Annotated in this window: 15 protein-coding genes and 1 pseudogene; 7 read left to right on the plus strand and 9 right to left on the minus strand. The window is 62.0% G+C overall.

Annotation, left to right across the window (positions count from 1 at the left end; all coding sequences use genetic code 11):
- Nucleotides 1-89: 89 nt before the first annotated feature.
- The 7 genes from IF654_RS13925 to IF654_RS13955 all read right to left on the minus strand — a co-directional run bounded on the left by IF654_RS13925 (nt 90) and on the right by IF654_RS13955 (nt 8,205).
- Entirely contained in the window at nt 90-1,028 is a 939-nt protein-coding gene (locus IF654_RS13925; protein ID WP_047280929.1) for a FecR family protein, read from the minus strand.
- 71 nt (nt 1,029-1,099) lie between these two features.
- Entirely contained in the window at nt 1,100-1,594 is a 495-nt protein-coding gene (locus IF654_RS13930) for a sigma-70 family RNA polymerase sigma factor (RefSeq protein WP_047280930.1), read from the minus strand.
- Between the two features lie 67 nt (nt 1,595-1,661).
- Nucleotides 1,662-2,981 carry an MFS transporter gene (locus IF654_RS13935; protein WP_047280826.1) on the minus strand — a complete coding sequence of 440 codons (1,320 nt, stop codon included), beginning with the start codon at nt 2,979-2,981 and terminating at the stop codon, nt 1,662-1,664.
- Nucleotides 2,982-3,075: 94 nt separating this feature from the next.
- Nucleotides 3,076-4,524, minus strand: coding sequence for an efflux transporter outer membrane subunit (locus IF654_RS13940; RefSeq protein ID WP_194862303.1), 1,449 nt, complete (start codon nt 4,522-4,524; stop codon nt 3,076-3,078).
- A complete protein-coding gene (locus IF654_RS13945; protein WP_047275708.1) occupies nt 4,521-5,585 on the minus strand; it encodes an HlyD family secretion protein in 1,065 nt (354 codons plus the stop codon). The genes IF654_RS13940 and IF654_RS13945 overlap by 4 nt, the downstream gene beginning before the upstream one ends.
- Nucleotides 5,586-5,604: 19 nt before the next feature.
- Nucleotides 5,605-7,134, minus strand: a complete 1,530-nt coding sequence (locus IF654_RS13950) for an MFS transporter (RefSeq protein ID WP_094987514.1) — start codon at nt 7,132-7,134, stop codon at nt 5,605-5,607.
- 162 nt (nt 7,135-7,296) lie between these two features.
- Nucleotides 7,297-8,205, minus strand: coding sequence for a LysR family transcriptional regulator (locus IF654_RS13955; protein WP_047275712.1), 909 nt, complete (start codon nt 8,203-8,205; stop codon nt 7,297-7,299).
- Nucleotides 8,206-8,636: 431 nt separating this feature from the next.
- Between IF654_RS13955 and IF654_RS13960 the strand changes: the two genes are divergently transcribed.
- The gene (locus IF654_RS13960; RefSeq protein ID WP_047276178.1) at nt 8,637-9,977 is read left to right on the plus strand and encodes an MFS transporter; all 1,341 of its coding nucleotides are present in this window, start codon (nt 8,637-8,639) and stop codon (nt 9,975-9,977) included.
- A 3-nt stretch (nt 9,978-9,980) separates the two neighbouring features.
- On the opposite strand, the gene IF654_RS13965 is transcribed toward IF654_RS13960, so the two are convergent.
- Both IF654_RS13965 and IF654_RS13970 read right to left on the minus strand, forming a co-directional pair.
- A complete protein-coding gene (locus IF654_RS13965) occupies nt 9,981-10,934 on the minus strand; it encodes a LysR family transcriptional regulator (RefSeq protein WP_047275713.1) in 954 nt (317 codons plus the stop codon).
- A 74-nt stretch (nt 10,935-11,008) separates the two neighbouring features.
- Nucleotides 11,009-12,418 (minus strand): FAD-binding oxidoreductase, encoded by a 1,410-nt coding sequence (locus tag IF654_RS13970; RefSeq protein ID WP_047275715.1) that lies wholly within the window; start codon nt 12,416-12,418, stop codon nt 11,009-11,011.
- A gap of 186 nt (nt 12,419-12,604) precedes the next feature.
- On the opposite strand from IF654_RS13970, the gene IF654_RS13975 reads away from it, so the two are divergent.
- The 6 genes and pseudogenes from IF654_RS13975 to IF654_RS14000 all read left to right on the plus strand — a co-directional run bounded on the left by IF654_RS13975 (nt 12,605) and on the right by IF654_RS14000 (nt 18,496).
- A complete protein-coding gene (locus tag IF654_RS13975; protein WP_094987513.1) occupies nt 12,605-13,705 on the plus strand; it encodes an FUSC family protein in 1,101 nt (366 codons plus the stop codon).
- A 666-nt stretch (nt 13,706-14,371) separates the two neighbouring features.
- Nucleotides 14,372-14,674, plus strand: coding sequence for an urease subunit gamma (locus IF654_RS13980; protein WP_047275719.1), 303 nt, complete (start codon nt 14,372-14,374; stop codon nt 14,672-14,674).
- A 54-nt stretch (nt 14,675-14,728) separates the two neighbouring features.
- Nucleotides 14,729-15,148, plus strand: a pseudogene (locus tag IF654_RS13985) (urease subunit beta); the annotation flags it as partial.
- A gap of 179 nt (nt 15,149-15,327) precedes the next feature.
- Nucleotides 15,328-17,046, plus strand: coding sequence for an urease subunit alpha (locus IF654_RS13990; protein ID WP_047275721.1), 1,719 nt, complete (start codon nt 15,328-15,330; stop codon nt 17,044-17,046).
- Nucleotides 17,047-17,108: 62 nt separating this feature from the next.
- Nucleotides 17,109-17,789, plus strand: a complete 681-nt coding sequence (locus IF654_RS13995; RefSeq protein ID WP_047276317.1) for an urease accessory protein UreE — start codon at nt 17,109-17,111, stop codon at nt 17,787-17,789.
- Nucleotides 17,790-17,809: 20 nt separating this feature from the next.
- Entirely contained in the window at nt 17,810-18,496 is a 687-nt protein-coding gene (locus tag IF654_RS14000; RefSeq protein ID WP_047276315.1) for an urease accessory protein UreF, read from the plus strand.
- Nucleotides 18,497-18,533: the final 37 nt, after the last annotated feature.

The raw sequence follows: 18,533 nt of genomic DNA on the forward strand, positions 1-18,533 counted from the left end.
TGCCCTATTGATCGCATCTGAAGTGCGACTGTTAATGCAAACCAGTCTCAGTTGTTCAAGAAGACGAAGAACTCAAAAAAAACCTGAATTCAGCGGGCAATTATTTCCTGACTGCCATCTTCGCGGGTGCGAATCGCCACCGGCAGGATCTTGGGCAATGCCCTGAGCAGTGCGTCGGTGTCATCCACCTTGAACACACTGGACACACGCAACTGCGCCAGCGCAGGGCTGCTCACCTGCAACGGCTGTGCGCGATAGCGCGACACTTCGGCCGCCACTTCACCGAGGGTCGCGTTATCAAACACCAATTGGCCTTTGCGCCAGGCCGTCAGTGCCTGAGCGTTCACAGCCTGCACCGCCGCGACGTGCCCCTGGGCACTGACCTGTGTGCCCTGACCGGCCGTCAGGTTGACCCGGGTCTGCGGGTCGACGCCCTGCACCTGCACATGGCCCGACTCAACGGCCACCCGCGCCTGTTCGCCATCGCGGCGGACATCAAAGCGGGTCCCGGTGACCGTGATCTGCCCCGGACCCGCCTGCACCACAAACGGTCGGGCGTTGTCATGGGCCACGCTGAACATGGCTTCGCCTTCGCTCAAGTCCACATGGCGCCGGTCAGCCTCGAAACTGACCTGCACCCGGCTGCGGCTGTTGAGTTCGAGGGTGGAGCCGTCGGGCAATGTCACAACGCGCCGTTCCCCCGGCGCAGTGGCAAAGGCCGCCTGATAAGACGGTGAGGACAGTTGATATCCCCAAAAACCGGCCCCGGCCGCAAGCGCCATCAGGCTGGCCGCCAACCCGTAACGCAACAGACCGCGCCGCCTGAGCGGCGCTGACGGGGTTGCGCACAGGGCCTGCAAGCGCGACGCAGGCAGGGTGTCGAGGGCCGACCACATGTTCAACAGCCACTGGTACTCGGCTTCATGACTTGGGTCTTGCCCGCGCCAGGCGGCCATCTCGCCCTGCTGCCCGGCCGTCAGGCTGCCCGCTTGCGCCCGCGCAAACCACGTGGCGGCAGCCTCGCGCACGCAGGCATGGTCGCCCGCGCCCGGCGTCTCTGGGTCGGTGGTGGGACGATCACACTCGCCAGTTGAGCGGATCACGGAGCCTCCACGCGTTCACGCAGATGGCGCAGGGTGCGGATCATATATTTTTCCACCATATTTTTGGTCAGCCCTAGCCGCTCGGCAATTTCGGCCTGGGTCAGCCCTTCGATCTTCTGCCACACAAACACCTTGCGGCAGTTGAGGGGCAACTCCTGCAAGGCCCTTTCGACCGACTCGGCCAACTGCAACGCACGCATGAACTGCTCCGGGTCGCCTGTCTCCGACGCGCTAGGGGGCATGGTGGCCCGTTCCTTGGCGTCGCGGCGTTCTGCGCGGCGAAAGTCGTCGACCGCAATATTGCGCGCGGTCTGATGCAGATAGGCACGCGGCTGCTCGACCGTGGCCGCATCGGTTTCGAGCACGCGCACGAACGTGTCATGGGCCAGGTCCTGTGCCTGCTGACGATTGCGCAGGCGGCGAGTCCAGGTGCCAATCAACTCTTCGTAATGTTCAAAAAAGCCCGTTTTACGGGGCGGCTTATCGGTCATTGCCATAGGCTGCGAAGGCGGGGCGCGAATAGTAATGCTTCCTATTATGCCCAGCAATCATTACGACCTAACGCTGCACGCTCGCCAGCAATCGCTGCTCCACCTGAAGGCCGCGTGCAAACCCGAACCTGCGTGCCGTGAGCAATCCGACCAGCCCCATGAGGGCGCAGAACGCCACGCAGACCCACGGGCTCCACGGCATCAGCGCAATCAGCAACAGGGGCGTGGTACTGGCCCACAGCGCGTAAGCGATGTTGTAGGTGAAGGAAATCCCCGACACCCGAATCGGTGCGGGAAACAACCCCACCATCACCGACGGCACCACCCCGACGATGCCGCAGGTCAGCCCGGCAAACGCATAGGCCAGGCCCGGCAAGGCCCACTGCCCCACCAGGCTGGCGTACAGCAAGCCAATGCCCAGCGGCAGCAACAGGCTGTACAGCACGATACTGCGCCACACACCGATGCGGTCCACGATCAACCCGGCCAGCACACAGCCCAGATTCAGGAACACGATCCCCAGACTGCTGAGCGCAAAGGTGTGACGGGCGTCCATGCCAAAGCGCTGCTGCATGACGGTCGGGGTAATCACCACAAACACCACCACCGCACTGGTCAGCACACACGTCAGCAATGCCGCTGGCAGCAAGGCACTTCGATGGTCGCGTAACACCGTGCGCAGCGGGAACGGCGCCCTGCCCTCGTTGCGTTCGCGCAGCGCCAGAAACACCGGAGTTTCGCTCAGCCAGCGGCGCAACCACACGCCAATGACCCCGAATACCCCGCCTAGCAGGAACGGAAAACGCCACGCGTAATCAAGGATTTCGGCCGGGGTAAACACCTGCGCCAGCAACGTGGCGGTCAGGGCGCCCAGCAAATAGCCGAAGGTCAGCCCGGCCTGCAAGAAGCCCAGCGCATACCCGCGTCGGCCTGCCGGGGCATGCTCGGCCACAAACACCCAGGCACTGGGCACTTCGCCCCCCACCGCTGCGCCTTGCAGGATGCGCAGTGCCAACAGAATCAACGGTGCGAAATACCCGATGTCGGCATAGGTGGGCATGACCCCGATCAGCAGGCACGGCAGCGCCATCATCAAAATACTGAGGCTGAACACCCGTTTACGCCCCAAATGGTCGGCAAAGTGCGCCATCAGAATTCCGCCCAGCGGACGCGCCAGATAGCCGGTCACAAAAATGCCGAAACTTTGCAGCAGGCGCAGCCACTCGGGCATGTCCGGCGGGAAAAACAGCTGACTGAGGGTCAGGGCGAAAAACACGAAAATGATGAAATCGTAAATTTCCAGCGCCCCGCCCAAGGCCGCCAGGCCAAGGGTCCGGTAGTCGGACCGGGAAAATCGCACCGAAGGGGCTTGAGTATCAGCAGGCATAAATACGCTCAATAGGAAGGGGCACGCCTCAACAGACGCTGCGCTCAGGGGCGCGAGCATAGCAAATCCACACCCCGGTTCTTCAACCCCGACCTCAGCGCCGCGCCGGGGCCGATGCCTCCCAGCCACCGCCCAGCGAGGCATACACGTCCACCAGCGACAGCGACACCGCCGCGGTGCTGTCCACCCACGCCGCTTCGTTGGCCAGCAACGCGTTTTGCACGGTCATCACGTTAAGGAAATCCACCGTGCCCTGTGCGTATTGCTGGTGCACGCTGTCCAGCGCTCGCTGGCTGTGCCGCACGGCCTGCTGCAGACTGTCGCGCCGCTGCTGGCTGGCCTGATACGCCACCAGCGCATCATCCACCTCATGCCAGGCGCGTAGCACGGTGTGCTGATACTGGACCGCCGCCTCTTGCTGACGCCCTTCCTGCAACTGCAACGCCCCCTGCAACCGCCCGCCTTCAAACACCGGCAGACTCAGGCCGGGCCCGAACGCAAAACTGCGCGAGCCCCAACTGCCCAGATCCGACAACTGCAGGGCTTGAAACCCGAGGTTGCCGGACAGCGTGATGCGCGGATAAAAATCGGCCCGGGCCACACCGATGGACGCCGTTGCGGCGTGCAAGTGCGCGTCAGCCCCGCGGATGTCCGGGCGACGTTGCGCCAGCTCGCTCGGCACACCAATGGGCACATCGCCCTGATACGACGGGACTTGGCCAGGGGGTGCCAATTGCGCCTGCAAGGCACGCGGCGCCTTGCCCAGCAACAGGCTCAAGGCATTGATCAACTGCGCGCTGTTTTGCTGCAACGGCGCCAGGCGCGCTTGCATCTCGGCCACTTGCGAGGCGGCTTCAGACACTTCCAAATCCGTGGCGACGCCCTCCTGCACTTGCAGTTGGGTCAGCTCCAGCGTGCGTTGCGCAATCTTCAGGTTCTGCTCCACCACCGCCTGCGCCTGCTGGGTGCCGCGCAACTGGATGTACTGCTGCGCCGTTTGCCGGATCACCAGCAATTGCACGCCGTGCCGGTCTTCCTCGGCCATGCGCACCGAGGCGTCGGCCGCCTCCACTGAACGTTTGACGCGCCCCCACAGGTCAGCTTCCCAACTGAACCCCAGGCCACTGTTCCACAGGTTGAACGCCTGTTTACCGCTACGGCCCGACGGGTCGTTCAAGCCCCGCTGACTATTACGGCCGCGGCTGTACTCCAGACCTGCGTCCACCGCTGGCAGTGAATCGGCCGCAATCTGGCGACGCAGGGCGCGGCTTTGCTCAAGCCGACTGGCGGCCCGTTGCAGGTCGAAATTACTGCGCAGCGCGTCACGCACCAACGCCGACAGGTGCGCATCACCAAAACGGTCCCACCAACGCGGGTCGACCTCCCCTTCAATGGCCCGGCTGTGCCCCGCTTCACCGGGCGTGAGCGCCCAATGGGCGGCCAGCGGCGTGGTCGGGGTCTGATAGTCCGGTCCCATCACGCAACCGGTCAGGCTCAAGGCGCAGTAACCGGCCACGGCGCAGGCCAATCCACCGAGCTTCATCGCGCACTCACCTGTTCGGCCGGGGTCGAGGCCGTGTCGATGGCCGCGTCCACCGACATGCCCAGGCGCAGCTGGCTGGCCAGCGGCTGATGGGGATCCAGGGCGATTTTCACCGGCACCCGTTGCACCACCTTGGTGAAGTTGCCCGTGGCGTTGTCCGGCGCGATGGCCGAAAACGTCACGCCCGTGGCCGGGGCAATGCTCTCTACCGTGCCGAGCAGGGTTTCTCCGGGGAAGGTATCGACGTTGATGGTCACCCGCTGGCCAGGGCTCATGCGGGTCAATTGGTTTTCCAGAAAATTGGCCACCACATAGGCCTGCGCCAGCGGCACCACGGCCATGACCGTGTCGCCGGGCTTCACGTAGGCCCCAAGCCGCAGGCTGCGACGCCCGACCACCCCATCAAAGGGGGCCACCACGCGGGTGTGCGACAAGTCCAGTTCGGCGCGCGCCAACACGGCCTGGGCATGTTGCACCGAAGCCTGGGCGGCGGTGTGTTCGGCCACCAGCACGCGGGTTTGCTGACGCGCCGCTTCCAGCGCGGCCTTGTGTTGCGCCAACAACGCCCGCGCCGTTTGCGAGCGATTTTTGGCCTGTTGCGAATTTTGCAGCGTCCCGGCGCCCTGCCCGGCCAGGTGTTCGTAGCGCTGCAACTCATGGGCCGCAAACTCCACCTGTGCCAGATCCGCGTCCACCGTGGCGTTGGCCTGTTCGATCAGCGACCGCTGACGCTCCATCATGGCCAGTGCATTGGCCTGTTGCGCCTGCGCTGTGGCCACGTTGGCCCGGGCCGCCTGAACCTCAGCTTGGTAGTCCTGCGGGTCGATGCGCGCCAGTAACTGGCCCGCCTTGACCGGCTGATTGTCCTGCACCAGCACCTCGTCAATAAACCCCGCCACTTTCGGCGCCACCAGTGTGAAGTCAGCACTCACGAAGGCATCATTGGTGCTTTGCACCCCGGTGGTGCCAAACACCAGCCGCCACAGGCCATACAGCACCACGACCGCCAGCAGTCCCAGCCCGGCCTTCAGCACAGGCGTGCGCGCACTTGTTGTACTCATTTCATGACTCCACACAGGTTCAGCGTGCGGCCCGTGGCGGGTAAATCCGCGTCGGGCCGAAAGGGATTAGAACGATCAGCAACACGGCCAGACCGGCCATGCACAGGTAAAGGTCAGACGAGGTCAGCACCATCGCCTGCTGGTGCACGCGGTGCGCCAGATCGGCGCTGTCGCTGACCCACGGCGAATTGCCGAGCCGGTCCACCAGCATCATCGAGTGAAAGTGTTCGCGGTTGACGGTGAGCACCTGCAACAAACTGCCCGCCGCCATGGCCGCGAACCCTTTGACCGTGTTGAACCAGGCCGACGCAAACGGCCCGTCCGCCGGGTTCAGGCTGCCCGTGGCGAGCATCAACAGCGGGATCACCGCCATGGGCTGGGCAATGATTTGAATCGCTTGCAGCGCGTAGAAATTGTCGCGATTCCACACCGACGTCACCTGTGAACCCAGGCCACAGGCGAGCGCCAACAAGGCCAGGCCGATGGCCAACACCCATCGACAATCCACCCGACGCAGGTTGCACAGCGCGACCACCAATGGCAGCGCGATCAATTGCGGCACTGCCACCAGCAGCATCACCGGCGCGGTGTCCAACGGTCGGTAACCCTGGATCTGTGCCAGATACGCAGACGGAATCTTGATCACCGCCAGCAGCACGAACAGCACCCCGCCCAAGGTGATCAACGCATGCGCAAGGTTGCGGATCTTGAGCAACTGCAACTTGAAAAACGGCAGCGGGTGCGACCACTCATTGATGAAAAACAGCACCAGCAATCCCAGCCCGCCAACGATGAACACCCGGATCATCGACGACTCAAACCAGTTCATCCGCTGACCCAGTTCCAGCCCCAGCACCAGCATGATCAACCCCGGTAGCCCCAACAGCAGGCCGCGCCAGTCAAATTGCTTGAAACGCTCAAGGCGCAGCGGGTCCTGCGGCAAGCCCCAGGCGACACAGGCCATGGCCAGCAGGCTCAACGGAATGATGTGCCAGAACGCCCATTGCCACCCAGCGTATTCCACCCACCAGGCCGACAGCGGCGTGCCAAAACTGGGGCCAAACGTGGCGGTCAGCGCGTAACTGCCCAAGCCGTACAGGCGAATCCCCGGCGGCAAAAACCGCAGCGCCACCGACATCAGCATCGGCGGCAGAGCGCCCCCGGCGAAGCCTTGCAGGGTGCGCAACAGCATCAGCACCTCGACATTGGGGGCCAACGGGCAGAGGATGCCCAGCAGCAAAAAAGCACCGATCGCACACAGGGTGAATCGCCTCAGGGAAAACGTGGCCGCGCACCACGGCGCAAAGGCCATGGCGCTGATCGAGGTCGCGGAATAGACCGCCAGCAGCCAGGTGCTGTCGTCATAACTGATGCCCATCGCGCCGCGAATATCCGGCATCGCCACCTTGGTGACGTTTTCGTTGAAGCCCGACACCAGCACCGCCAGCAGCACACCCACCAGCCCGGTGAAAATCCGCAGGCCAAACGCCGCGCTGATGGCCGGGGCCACTGCCGGGGCGGTGGGCACACCGACGTTCAACGCCGTCACTGTCCAGCTCCCGCCGCGCACACCCGCGCACTGTTAACACCGCCGTACATGGCTGACTCCGTCACCTTTAAAGATGACGAAAAGTTTAATCAGCACAAACCGTTATAAAAATTGATCTCTCGGCACGTCTGGATTGCAGCAAACGCAATCCACCACCGCGATTTACGCCGTGGCGTTATCGCACAGGGTTTTCAGGGTGCGTCGCAGCCAGCGGTGGGCGTGATCGTTATCGAGCCGCGGGTGCCACGCCTGGGTGATTTCGACTGGTTTCAACGGGATGGGCAGCTCAAAGGCCCGCAGCTTGAGGCCAAGGGGCTCGAGGGTTTTGAGCAACAATTGCGGCATCAACGGCAGGATCAGCTCCGAATTGGCCAAGGCAAAAATCGCGGAATAGAACGTCGGCGTGGTGAACAGCACCCGACGCTCAAGGTCCATTTCGGCCAGCACTGCATCAATCGGCCCACGGGCGCGGCCCCGGCGCGAGACGCTGATGTGGTCGTACCCGGCAAATCGCTGCGCGGTGATGGCCTGATCGAAAATCGGATGCCCTTCGCGCGCCAACCCCACAAACGGGCAGGTAAACAGCCGCTGCACCTTGAGGTCCGCACTCACCGGTAGCGTGGCGCCGATGGCCAGATCGATCCGCCCTTCACTCAGGGCTTCATCGTCGGTAAACCCTTCGGGCACCACTCGTAGCGCAGCATTGGGCATCTCCAGCGCCATTTGCCGGCGCAACGCACCGCCATAGACCCCGAAGAACACATCGTTGGCGCGGATGCTGAAGGTGCGGTCCAACTGGCTCAGGTCGCTGTTCTGACTCTGGGTAAACACCCCGTGCGCCAGTTCCACCACGCCACGCACCTGCTCGCGCAACTCCAGTGCACGCGGCGTAGGCACCAGCCCGCGCCCGGAACGCACCAGAATGGGGTCATTCAGGGCGTCGCGGATGCGCGTCAGGGTGCGGCTCATGGCCGGGGCGCTGAGGTTCATGCGCCGCGCAGCGCCCACCACCGAGCCCTCTTCGAGCAGCACGTTGAGGGCAACCAGTAAATTCATGTCAGGTATGTGCATGGGGCCGAAGGTTAGCGCCTAAGCGTTGACGTGAACAGTTCCAGACCGCCCGCAGCGTCCATCCCGTGCTCGAAAACGCACCATTGTTGCGCATCAGGTAAAACTGTTTCGCGCCTCCTTAGCTAGCTAACTAAGTGGCCCATTGATACATTCTCGTCCGTCAGGTCAGTCCTGACGCTCTCTTTGGTTGAGATAGTTGGCCATTACCGGATCCCCATGATGGTAATGGCCTTTTTTACGCCCGCTTGCTCAGCCTCCCCCTGTCTGCTGGTCTTTTCTGCCGCCTTTGTCGTGCCTGAACGTTCCCTGCGCGGAACTTAAACCGCCGATTGTGCGAATCGTCCCACGACCGTAAAGTCCCTTTGCACCTCCCTAAAAAGATGCCTGGCCACGCCCGTGCTCAGGCGCGCGATAACAAAAAAGGGCTTGAGATGAATCACATTCCTGCGCAACACCCTGACCCCGACGATCAGGCACTGGACGAGGCTTATCGTAAAACCGCGTGGCGCGTCATGCCGCTGTTGATGGTCTGCTTTCTGGTGGCCTATCTGGACCGTGTCAACGTGGGGTTTGCCAAGCTGCAAATGCTCGATGACTTGGCGTTCAGCGAGGCCGTGTACGGGTTGGGCGCCGGGATATTTTTCATCGGTTATCTGATGTTTGAAGTGCCCAGCAACATCGCCCTGCACCGCTTCGGCGCCCGGCGCTGGATCGCGCGGATCATGGTGACCTGGGGCTTGCTGTCCGCCGCCATGATGTTCGTGCAGACCCCCTGGAGTTTTTACGCGCTGCGCTTTCTGATTGGCGTGGCTGAAGCGGGGTTCTTTCCCGGCATTATTTTCTACCTCACCACCTGGTTTCCCGGACACCGGCGCGGGGTGATGGTGGCGCTGTTCATCTGCGCCCTGCCGATTTCCAACCTGCTGGGGTCGCTGATTTCCGGCTACATCATGCAGTACATGAACGGCGTGGCCGGTTACGCCGGCTGGCAATGGCTGTTCGTGATCGAAGGCTTGCCGGCCGTGTTTCTGGGCATGGCCGTGTTCTGCCTGCTGCGCGACCGGATTGCCGACGCCAGCTGGCTGAGCGAAGCCGAAAAGCGCGGCATGCAAGCCGCGATTGACCGCGACAACCAGGGCAAACAGGGGCACTCGGTGCGCGAGGGGCTGCTTAACCCAAAAATCTGGTTGTTGGGCGCGGTGTATTTTTGCCTGGTGATGGGCCAGTACATCATCAGCTTCTGGATGCCCACCATCATCCGCAACAGCGGCATCGACCAACCGTGGGTGATCGGCCTGTTGTCGGCCATTCCCTTTGCCGCAGCCGCCGTGGCAATGGTGCTGGTGGGCCGCAGTTCTGACCGCCATCACGAATACCGCTGGCACGTGGCGATCTGCGCGACCCTCGGCGCGGCTGGCGTGCTGTTCGGCACTTTGTTGGGTGACAACCTGTGGCTGGCCATGATCGGCCTGACGGTCGGCACCGCGGCAATGATCAGCAGCCTGCCGGTGTTCTGGGGCATGCCGACCGCCGTGGTAGGCGGCGCGGCGGCGGCCGCCGGGATTGCCTTGATCAACTCGATGGGCAACGTGGCGGGCTTCTTCGCCACCATCGTGGTGGGCTGGATGACCCAGCTCACCGGCAGCACTCAAGCGGCGATGTACATGATGGCGGCCGTGCTGGTGATGGGCGGCGCGCTGGGCTTGTGCGTGCCCAAGGCCAGACTCGACCTGCGCAGCGCAGCACCTGTCGCGGCGGCGCAACGCCCTTGAGCGTCAGGTCGGCCCGTTGCTCAACCGGCGACTGCCGGGCCATTGCCCCTGCTCACCCATGCGGTTGACCACCTCCCCGATCAGCGCGGCCACTGCCTCACGCGCCGGGGTCGGCGGCATGCGGGTCGACACGCAGATGCCCAGCGTGCGATACAGCGCCGGGCAGTCGACGCGATGGGCGGTGAGGCGCCCTTCTTCAAGCTCGCGACGGGCCAGGTTGAGCGGCATCAAGGTCGGGCCCAGCCCAGCTTGCACTGCACTTTTGAGGATGTGTACCGAGTTGACTTCCAGCGCGGGAGGCGCCGCACACACGCCATGGCGGGCCGCCACGCGCTCGACAATCGCCCGCGTGCAATGACCGTGGGCCGCGCCCGGCCACACCAGCGGCCGGGCAAACGCCTGCTCCAGGTCGAGCACCTGACCGGCAGGCCACGGGTCATCCGCGGGCGCGCACAGCCAGTAGAAGTCTTCTTCGAGCAACGGGGTGAACGCGATCTCGGGCGGCAGCTCGGCATCGGTGAACAGCGCCAGATCGATACGCCCGTACAACAGCTGCTCGAACAGGTTGCCGGTCAGCTCTTCATTGAGGTTCAGCCGCACTTGCGGGTAGCGCGTGGCCACCTCGCGCAGCAACGGCAAGGCCAACGGGCTGGCCACACTCTGCGGCAGCGCTACCACCACCGGGCCGCTGACCGCTTGCGCCGAATCCAGCACCGCGTTGCGGGCGTCCTGCAGGTGCTTGAGGATGCCCTGGGCGTATTCGTAAAACACCTTGCCCGGCGCAGTGGCCGTCACACCGCTGTGGCTGCGGTGCAACAGTTGCACCCCCAGCTCTTTCTCAAGGTCGAGGATCTGCTTGCTCAGGGCGGACTGGGCGACAAACACGTCGCGGGCCGCCCCGCTGAGGCTGCCGTTGTCGAGAATGGCGACGAAATACTTGAGCTGACGAATTTCCATGCCGCGGATTCTATACACGCCGCGATTGCAGCGTCACCTGACAATCCCGGCGAGCAGCGCGCCCACGCGTGGTGTTAATCGCGCCGGAAAATCTTGCCGGGGTTCATCAGCCCTTTCGGGTCCAGCGCGTGCTTGATCGACTGCATCACATCCACCGCGTTTTGCCCGTGTTCAACGGCCATGTAATCGCGCTTGGTCAGGCCAATCCCGTGCTCGCCGGTGCAACTGCCTTCACAGGCAATCGCGCGCTCGGCCAAACGATGGGCGACCGCCTCGGCACGGGCCACTTCGTCCGCGTCATGGGGGTCCACCAGTATCAGCGCATGGAAATTGCCATCGCCCACATGGCCAAAAATCGGTGCCAGCAAGCCGTTTGCGTGCAAGTCGGCAGCCGTGGCTTCAATGCACTCGGCCAAGCGCGAGATCGGCACCACCGAATCGGTGGTCAACGAGCGACACCCCGGACGCAGCGCCACCGAGGCGAAGTAGGCATCGTGCCGCGCCTGCCATAAGCGGGTGCGGTCCTCCGGGTTGACGGCCCATTCGAAGTCCTGCCCGCCGTGTTCATCGGCCACCATGCGCACGGTTTCTATCTGTTCCTTGACCCCGGACTCGGAGCCGTGCAGCTCGAAAAACAACGACGGGGCTTCGCGCAAATCGGTGTGGCTGTAGGCGTTGATGGCTCGCACCGTCAGGGCATCGATCAGCTCAATGCGGGCAATCGGCACCCCGAGCTGGATGGTCTGAATCACCGTGCGCACCGCATCGTCCACCGTGGGGAAGGTGCAAATCGCCGCTGAAATGGCTTCCGGCAAGGGGTGCAGTTTGACGGTCAATTCGGCAAACGTGGCCAGCGTGCCGCCCGAGCCCACCAGCAAATGCGTGAGGTCGTAGCCGGCCGACGACTTGCGTGCCCGACCGCCGGTTTTAATCACCCGGCCATCGGCCAGCACGGCGGTCATGCCCAGCACGTTCTCGCGCATGGTGCCGTAACGCACCGCATTGGTGCCTGAGGCCCGGGTGGACGCCATGCCCCCCAGCGAGGCATCTGCGCCCGGATCAATCGGGAAGAACAAACCGGTGCCATGCAACGCCGCATTCAGCTGTTTGCGGGTGACGCCGGGCTGCACCGTGACATCCATGTCGTCCGGGCGAATTTCAAGCACCTGATTCATCCCCGACACGTCGATGCACACCCCGCCCTGCACCGCTTGCAACCAGCCCTCGAGCGAGGTGCCGCTGCCATACGGAATCATCGGCACATCATGGGCATGGCACAGCCGGGAAACACTGACGATTTCGTCCAGGCTCTGCACAAACGCCACCGCATCCGGCGGTATCGGGCCCAGAGACGAAATGTCGCTGCCATGGTGCTCGCGCACGCTGGCAGACGTCGACAAGCGGGGGCCCAACAGCGCCTGCAACGATTGCAGTAACGACGCGGGCAAGGGTGGGCGGGTCAGCGGTGCCTGGACAGCATTCATCAGCACTTCCTCATTTATTTTTTTGGGCCAGTTGGCGTCATCTTATGCGCTGTACACGCGGCCCCGGCCATAGGAAATACAGAACGTGCCATCTGCAACCGGCATGGCCACGCCCGGCGCGTGTGGAGGACTGCCCACCCTTGAACTAGGCTCCCTGCCCATTGCAGATCATGGGTGGGAGGCGACATGCACTTGGGCAAAAAGATCTCGACGCTGGAACAGTTGGCCTGTCGCTATTACCGCTGGATTCACGCGACCCGCATCAGCCTGGCGTTTTTAATCACCTTCGCGGGGATCCGCTGGTTCAAGCTCGAAGACGCCTCCTGGGCCTTGATTACCATGCTGATCGTGATGGGCCCGCTGCCGTACTGGGGCAATGTGTTCTCACGCGCCGTGCAACGAACCGGCGGTACGGTGATCGGCGCCGTGTCGGGGCTGGTGGCGCTGTACCTGGAGATGTATTCATTCCCCGCGATGCTGCTGTGGTGCGCGGTGGTGATGTTCGCGTGCGGCTACCTGACCCTGGGCAAACACCCCTACATGGCGCTGCTGATTGGCGCGACCCTGGCCGTGGTCAGTTGTTCGGCCCCCAATGACATGGACGCCGCCGTGTTGCGCAGCGTTTACGTCATGGCAGGTTCGATACTGGCGCTGATCTACACCAGCATCTATCCGCAACGGGCCTATACCGATCTGCGCATCAAGTTCAGCCAGAGCATGGGCAAACTCAACGACCTGTATGAAGCCTACTTTTCCCCGCAGGTGCTGGAGCGCCCCCACCTGGACGACTCACTCAAAGATGAGCTGGACGCGGTGGTCAAGTTGCGCAGTTACATCGCCGCCGCGAGCAACGAAAGCCACCTCAAGCAGGACGTTTTCAATGGCCTGCAAACGTTGCACCGCAATGTGGTCTCCACACTGATTCTGATGATCGATGCGTACTGGTCTTCCCGCGAAAATCATTTATTGATTAAAAATGAACCGGCCTTAAGTGACTTGCACCGGCTTATACCGTTGGCCTTGCAATCGTTGCAAAACAAATTAGTCATGGGCATTGGCGATAACGAAATCAGTTCACAGTTACGTAAAAGTTCGCACCAGTTACGCGAGTTGGCACTTAAGAGTATTAGCGGCAAAGAAATAGAAACGCCTTTTTATGCCTATGTATGGCTCAGCCTTGAAATGCTCAAACAACTGGCTGAATTGAACGATCAACTGCACGCGGCGCTTTACCATCCGGGACATAAACACTTGTTTAAAAACAACAAGCCGCCTGCGGACCCTTGAGCGGCAGTGCGGCACATCCCAGGGTGAGCTCGTCGCGACACATTATCGAATACCGATACAAAAGCTACGACAATCAAAGAAAAAACCTACAAATGAATATGACATGGAGCACCGAACATGAAGATTTAACCCAGAAACCGAGCCCGATAGCAGCGTATTCACCCCACCACGATCACAGGCAATGTAGCTCTAAGTTACTGTTTTAAAAGTGACACAAACAATTAGCTCACGCTTTTCAGATTCGTCAAGCAGCCTTGCCCGGGCCTCCTTCCCTGCCCTGGATTGGCTCGCCGCTGCAAAATTATCGTCTACGCTCTGATCGCGCCCGTCTTGATGGAACTGAACGGAAGAGCCCATGACCACTGAACACACCACTGCGCTTAAACACCTGATACACCGCCCCGGTGCAACGTGCGCAGTGTATGCGTCATATAACGTGCTCACGTTCAGTGGCACTCCGACAACGGCCGCCCTGCATCAACACTGCAAGATAACTGCCTGCGTGATACCCGCTGTGTTGAATACAACCATTACCGCGTTAAGAAACCCTGCGCCACATTCAACCCGTTGCATCCTTGCCCGTTACCGAATGTTGAAACAAGGGTTTGTCCGTCTGACCGGCACATTGAAACTTAACGATTAAGCGCACTGTGAATAGGAGGGCTTATGCAGCTCACCCCGAGAGAAATCGACAAATTGATGATTTACACCTTGTCGGACGTGGCACTGCGACGCAAGGCGCGTGGTTTGAAGTTGAACTTTCCCGAGGCCGTTTCAATTATTACCGTCACGGCGCTTGAAGGGGCACGGGATGGCAAGTCGGTGGAAGACGTCATGACCGAGGCGGGCAAAGTACTGACCAAAGATGACGTCATGGAGGGTGTGAGCGACCTGATCCCCAACGTTCAGGTGGAAGCGATTTTTACCGATGGCAGCCGTCTGGTCACGGTTCACGACCCGATCAAATAACGGCCGAGCAGTCAAGCCGGTTAACGCCAAACACACCCGTTTGAGGATTCCGTCATGAGCAGCAAAAAGCCAGCATCCCCCCAGCCTTCCCAATCACCGCATCAGGACACCCATCCTGACCACCACATCCCCCACGCCAAAAACCCCGGGGGTGTATCCACCGGCAATGAAAGCAATGTGCCGCTGGGCGGTTGCATCTACGCCAGCACGCCGATCACCTTCAACGAAGACCGTGCGGTGACCAAGGTCAAAGTGCGCAACACCGGCGACCGGCCGATTCAAGTGGGTTCGCACTTTCACTTTTTCGAAGTCAACCGAGCGCTGGAGTTCGACCGCGCCGCCGCGTTCGGCAAGCGTCTGAACATCACCGCCACCACGGCCATCCGTTTCGAGCCGGGCGATGAAATTGAAGTGCCGTTGATCCCCTTCGGCGGCAAACAGACCCTGTACGGCTTCAACAACCTGGTGGACGGCTGGGCCCCCGACAGCACGGTCAGCGGCCATGAACGCCCGGAAAAACTGCAAGCCATCCAGCGTGCAGCCGATCGCGGCTTCAAGTTTTCCAAACCATCCAACTAAGCGCCGCATTTCACATTTTGCCTGCGCGTCGTTGCGCCATTGACGAATGCGCCGCATGAAGGAAGGAGCCACCGATGCCAACTATTTCACGCAAAGAATACGCCGGGCTGTTCGGCCCGACCACGGGCGACAAGATCCGCCTGGGCGACACTGACCTGTTTGTAGAAATCGAAAAGGACCTGCGCGGCTATGGCGAAGAAGCCGTGTACGGCGGCGGCAAATCGCTGCGCGACGGGATGGGCGCCAACAACCACCTGACCCGCGATAACGGCGTGCTCGATTTGGTGATCACCAACGTCACCATCGTTGACGCCATTCAGGGTGTGATCAAGGCCGACGTGGGGATCCGCGACGGCAAGATCTGCGGCATCGGCAAAAGCGGCAACCCCGGCACCATGAGCGGTGTGACCAATAACATGGTGGTGGGCGTGAGCACGGACGCCATTTCCGGCGAGCACCTGATCCTCACCGCCGCCGGGATCGACACCCACATTCACCTGATCTCGCCGCAACAGGCTTACCACGGCCTGTCCAACGGCATCACCACGTTCTTCGGCGGCGGCATCGGCCCTACCGACGGCACCAACGGCACCACCGTGACGCCGGGGCCGTGGAACATCCGGCAGATGCTGCGCTCGCTCGAAGGCTTGCCGATCAACGTCGGCCTGCTGGGCAAGGGCAACTCCTTTGCCCGCGACCCGCTTGCCGAACAAATCATTGCCGGTGTGGCCGGGCTTAAAGTCCACGAAGACTGGGGCGCTACCTCCAACGCCCTGCGCCATGCGCTGCGCACCGCCGATGAAATGGACATTCAGGTCTCGGTGCACACCGACAGCCTCAACGAATGCGGCTACGTCGAAGACACCATCGATGCCTTCGAAGGCCGCACCATTCACACCTTCCACACTGAAGGCGCAGGTGGCGGTCACGCCCCGGACATCATCAAGGTGGCCAGCCAGCTCAACGTCCTGCCGAGCTCGACCAACCCCACCCTGCCCTACGGCGTCAACAGCCAGGCCGAGTTGTTCGACATGATCATGGTCTGTCACAACCTCAACCCCAACGTACCGGCCGACGTGTCGTTTGCCGAAAGCCGGGTACGCCCGGAAACCATCGCCGCCGAAAACGTGCTGCAAGACATGGGCGTGATCTCCATGTTTTCCAGTGACTCCCAGGCCATGGGCCGGGTCGGTGAAAACTGGCTGCGGGTGATGCAAACCGCCCACGCCATGAAAGTCTCGCGCGGCAAATTGCCGGAAGACAGCGCGGGCAACGACAACTTCCGCGTGCTGCGTTACGTGGCCAAAATCACCATCAACCCGGCCATTGCCCAAGGCGTGAGCCACGTCCTGGGGTCTGTCGAGGTGGGCAAGATGGCCGACCTGGTGCTGTGGGACCCGCGCTTCTTCGGGGCCAAACCAAAACTGGTGATCAAGGGCGGCATGATCAACTGGGCCGCCATGGGTGACCCGAACGCCTCCCTGCCCACGCCGCAGCCGGTGTACTACCGTCCGATGTTCGGCGCCTTCGGCAAAACCATGCAAGACACCTGCGTGACCTTCGTGTCGCAGGCCGCGCTGGAAGACGGGGTCAAGGAAAAGGCCGGGCTGGACCGTCAGGTCATGGCGGTGCGCAATTGCCGCACCATTTCCAAGAAGGACCTGGTGCGCAACGACCAGACGCCGCACATCGAAGTCAACCCTGAAACGTTCGAGGTGAAAGTCGACGGCGTGCACGCCACGTGCAAACCGATCGATGTGGCCACCATGAACCAGCGGTATTTCTTCGGTTAAGGCAGACCGCCCGGCCGCCATCCGTGGGTGGATGGCCGGGCATCAAGGAAGGAGTTTGCGACGTGATTTTGATTGAACACATTCTGGGCAATGCCAAGAAAGACCCGGTCTGGCAGCGCAGACTCGAAGGCGCTCACATCGACCTGCTGGTGCTCGATCAGCGCGAAGCGCAGAAAAGCCGCTGTCGCCGCACCAGCCTCGGCGGGCGCGACCTGGGTATTTCGCTGGAACGCAACGTGGTGCTGGCCGACGGCGATGTCCTGATGTGGGATGAGGCCAGCAAAACCGCCGTGGTGGTGCAACTGAACCTGCGCGACGTCATGGTGATTGACCTTAAGGAGCTGAAAAAACAGCCCCTCGATGTCCTGATAAAAACCAGCTTCGAACTCGGCCACGCACTGGGCAACCAGCACTGGAAAGCCGTGACCAAAAACAACGAGGTGTACATCCCGCTCACCGTGGAAACCAAGATGATGGACTCGGTGATGCGCACCCACGGCTTTGAACACCTGCCCTACGCCTTCATCGGCGGCGCCGAAATCCTGCCGCACCTCACCAGCTCCGAAGCCCGCCTGCTGTTCGGCGGCGCCGAAGAAACCGACACCCACGTCCACGTCGCCAGCCCTCAGGACAAGCTGGAGGCCGCGGCACTCAAGATTCACGGCGTGCACAGCCATGGCGACGGCATCAGCCACAGTCACAGCCATGACCATGGCCATACGCACCACGACCATAAGCACTGAACCTTGCAGAAGGCGTGACCATGAAGGCAGCAGATCTCATCCGCATCATGCAGTTTGGCGACTCGGTGTTACCGGTCGGTGCGTTCACGTTCTCCAACGGGGTAGAGTCCGCGATCCAGACCGGCATCGTGCACGATGTGGCAACCCTCAAAGGGTTTGTACTCACGGCGCTCAAGCAGGCCGCCAGTTGTGACGGCATGGGGGTGGTCGCGGCGCACCGCGCGGCCATCGCTGATGACCGTGATGGCATTTTGCGTGCGGACTGGGCGGTCAATAACCGCAAGCTCAACGAAGAAAGCCGCCTGATGGCCACCCGCATGGGCAAAAAACTCGCGCAGATGTCAATCCATGTGGTGGAAACCCCGCTGGTGCGCTGGTGGCTGGAACAAATCAAGGCCGGCAACGCCGCAGGCACGTACCCCGTGACCCAGGCCGTGGTGATGTCGACCCAGGGCATCGGCGCCCGCGAGGTGGTGGTGATGCACCAGTACGGGGTGGCGATGACTATCCTCAGCGCCGCCATGCGCCTGATGCGTGTCACGCACCTGGACACCCAGCACATCCTGTTTGAACTCAACCACGACATTGAAGCGTTTTGCGACATCGCTGAAATCGGCGACATCGAGCAGATGTCGTCCTATGTGCCCATTGTCGACGTGCTGGCTGCGGTCCACGTCAAAGCCCATGTGCGGCTGTTTATGAACTGACCCGCTGCACCGCGCCGGCCCCTGCCAGCGCGGTGCC

Source organism: Pseudomonas lundensis (assembly GCF_015377145.2).
Taxonomy (GTDB): Bacteria; Pseudomonadota; Gammaproteobacteria; order Pseudomonadales; family Pseudomonadaceae; genus Aquipseudomonas; species Aquipseudomonas lundensis.

Excerpts from the sequence above, each read along its gene's own strand:
- IF654_RS13960 (WP_047276178.1), top strand. The coding sequence starts at position 8,637 with ATGAATCACATTCCTGCGCAACACCCTGACCCCGACGATCAGGCACTG.
- IF654_RS13945 (WP_047275708.1), bottom strand. The coding sequence starts at position 5,585 with ATGAGTACAACAAGTGCGCGCACGCCTGTGCTGAAGGCCGGGCTGGGA.
- IF654_RS13975 (WP_094987513.1), top strand. The coding sequence starts at position 12,605 with ATGCACTTGGGCAAAAAGATCTCGACGCTGGAACAGTTGGCCTGTCGC.
- IF654_RS13965 (WP_047275713.1), bottom strand. The coding sequence starts at position 10,934 with ATGGAAATTCGTCAGCTCAAGTATTTCGTCGCCATTCTCGACAACGGC.
- IF654_RS13935 (WP_047280826.1), bottom strand. The coding sequence starts at position 2,981 with ATGCCTGCTGATACTCAAGCCCCTTCGGTGCGATTTTCCCGGTCCGAC.
- IF654_RS13980 (WP_047275719.1), top strand. The coding sequence starts at position 14,372 with ATGCAGCTCACCCCGAGAGAAATCGACAAATTGATGATTTACACCTTG.
- IF654_RS13970 (WP_047275715.1), bottom strand. The coding sequence starts at position 12,418 with ATGAATGCTGTCCAGGCACCGCTGACCCGCCCACCCTTGCCCGCGTCG.
- IF654_RS13955 (WP_047275712.1), bottom strand. The coding sequence starts at position 8,205 with ATGCACATACCTGACATGAATTTACTGGTTGCCCTCAACGTGCTGCTC.
- IF654_RS14000 (WP_047276315.1), top strand. The coding sequence starts at position 17,810 with ATGAAGGCAGCAGATCTCATCCGCATCATGCAGTTTGGCGACTCGGTG.
- IF654_RS13940 (WP_194862303.1), bottom strand. The coding sequence starts at position 4,524 with ATGAAGCTCGGTGGATTGGCCTGCGCCGTGGCCGGTTACTGCGCCTTG.
- IF654_RS13930 (WP_047280930.1), bottom strand. The coding sequence starts at position 1,594 with ATGACCGATAAGCCGCCCCGTAAAACGGGCTTTTTTGAACATTACGAA.
- IF654_RS13990 (WP_047275721.1), top strand. The coding sequence starts at position 15,328 with ATGCCAACTATTTCACGCAAAGAATACGCCGGGCTGTTCGGCCCGACC.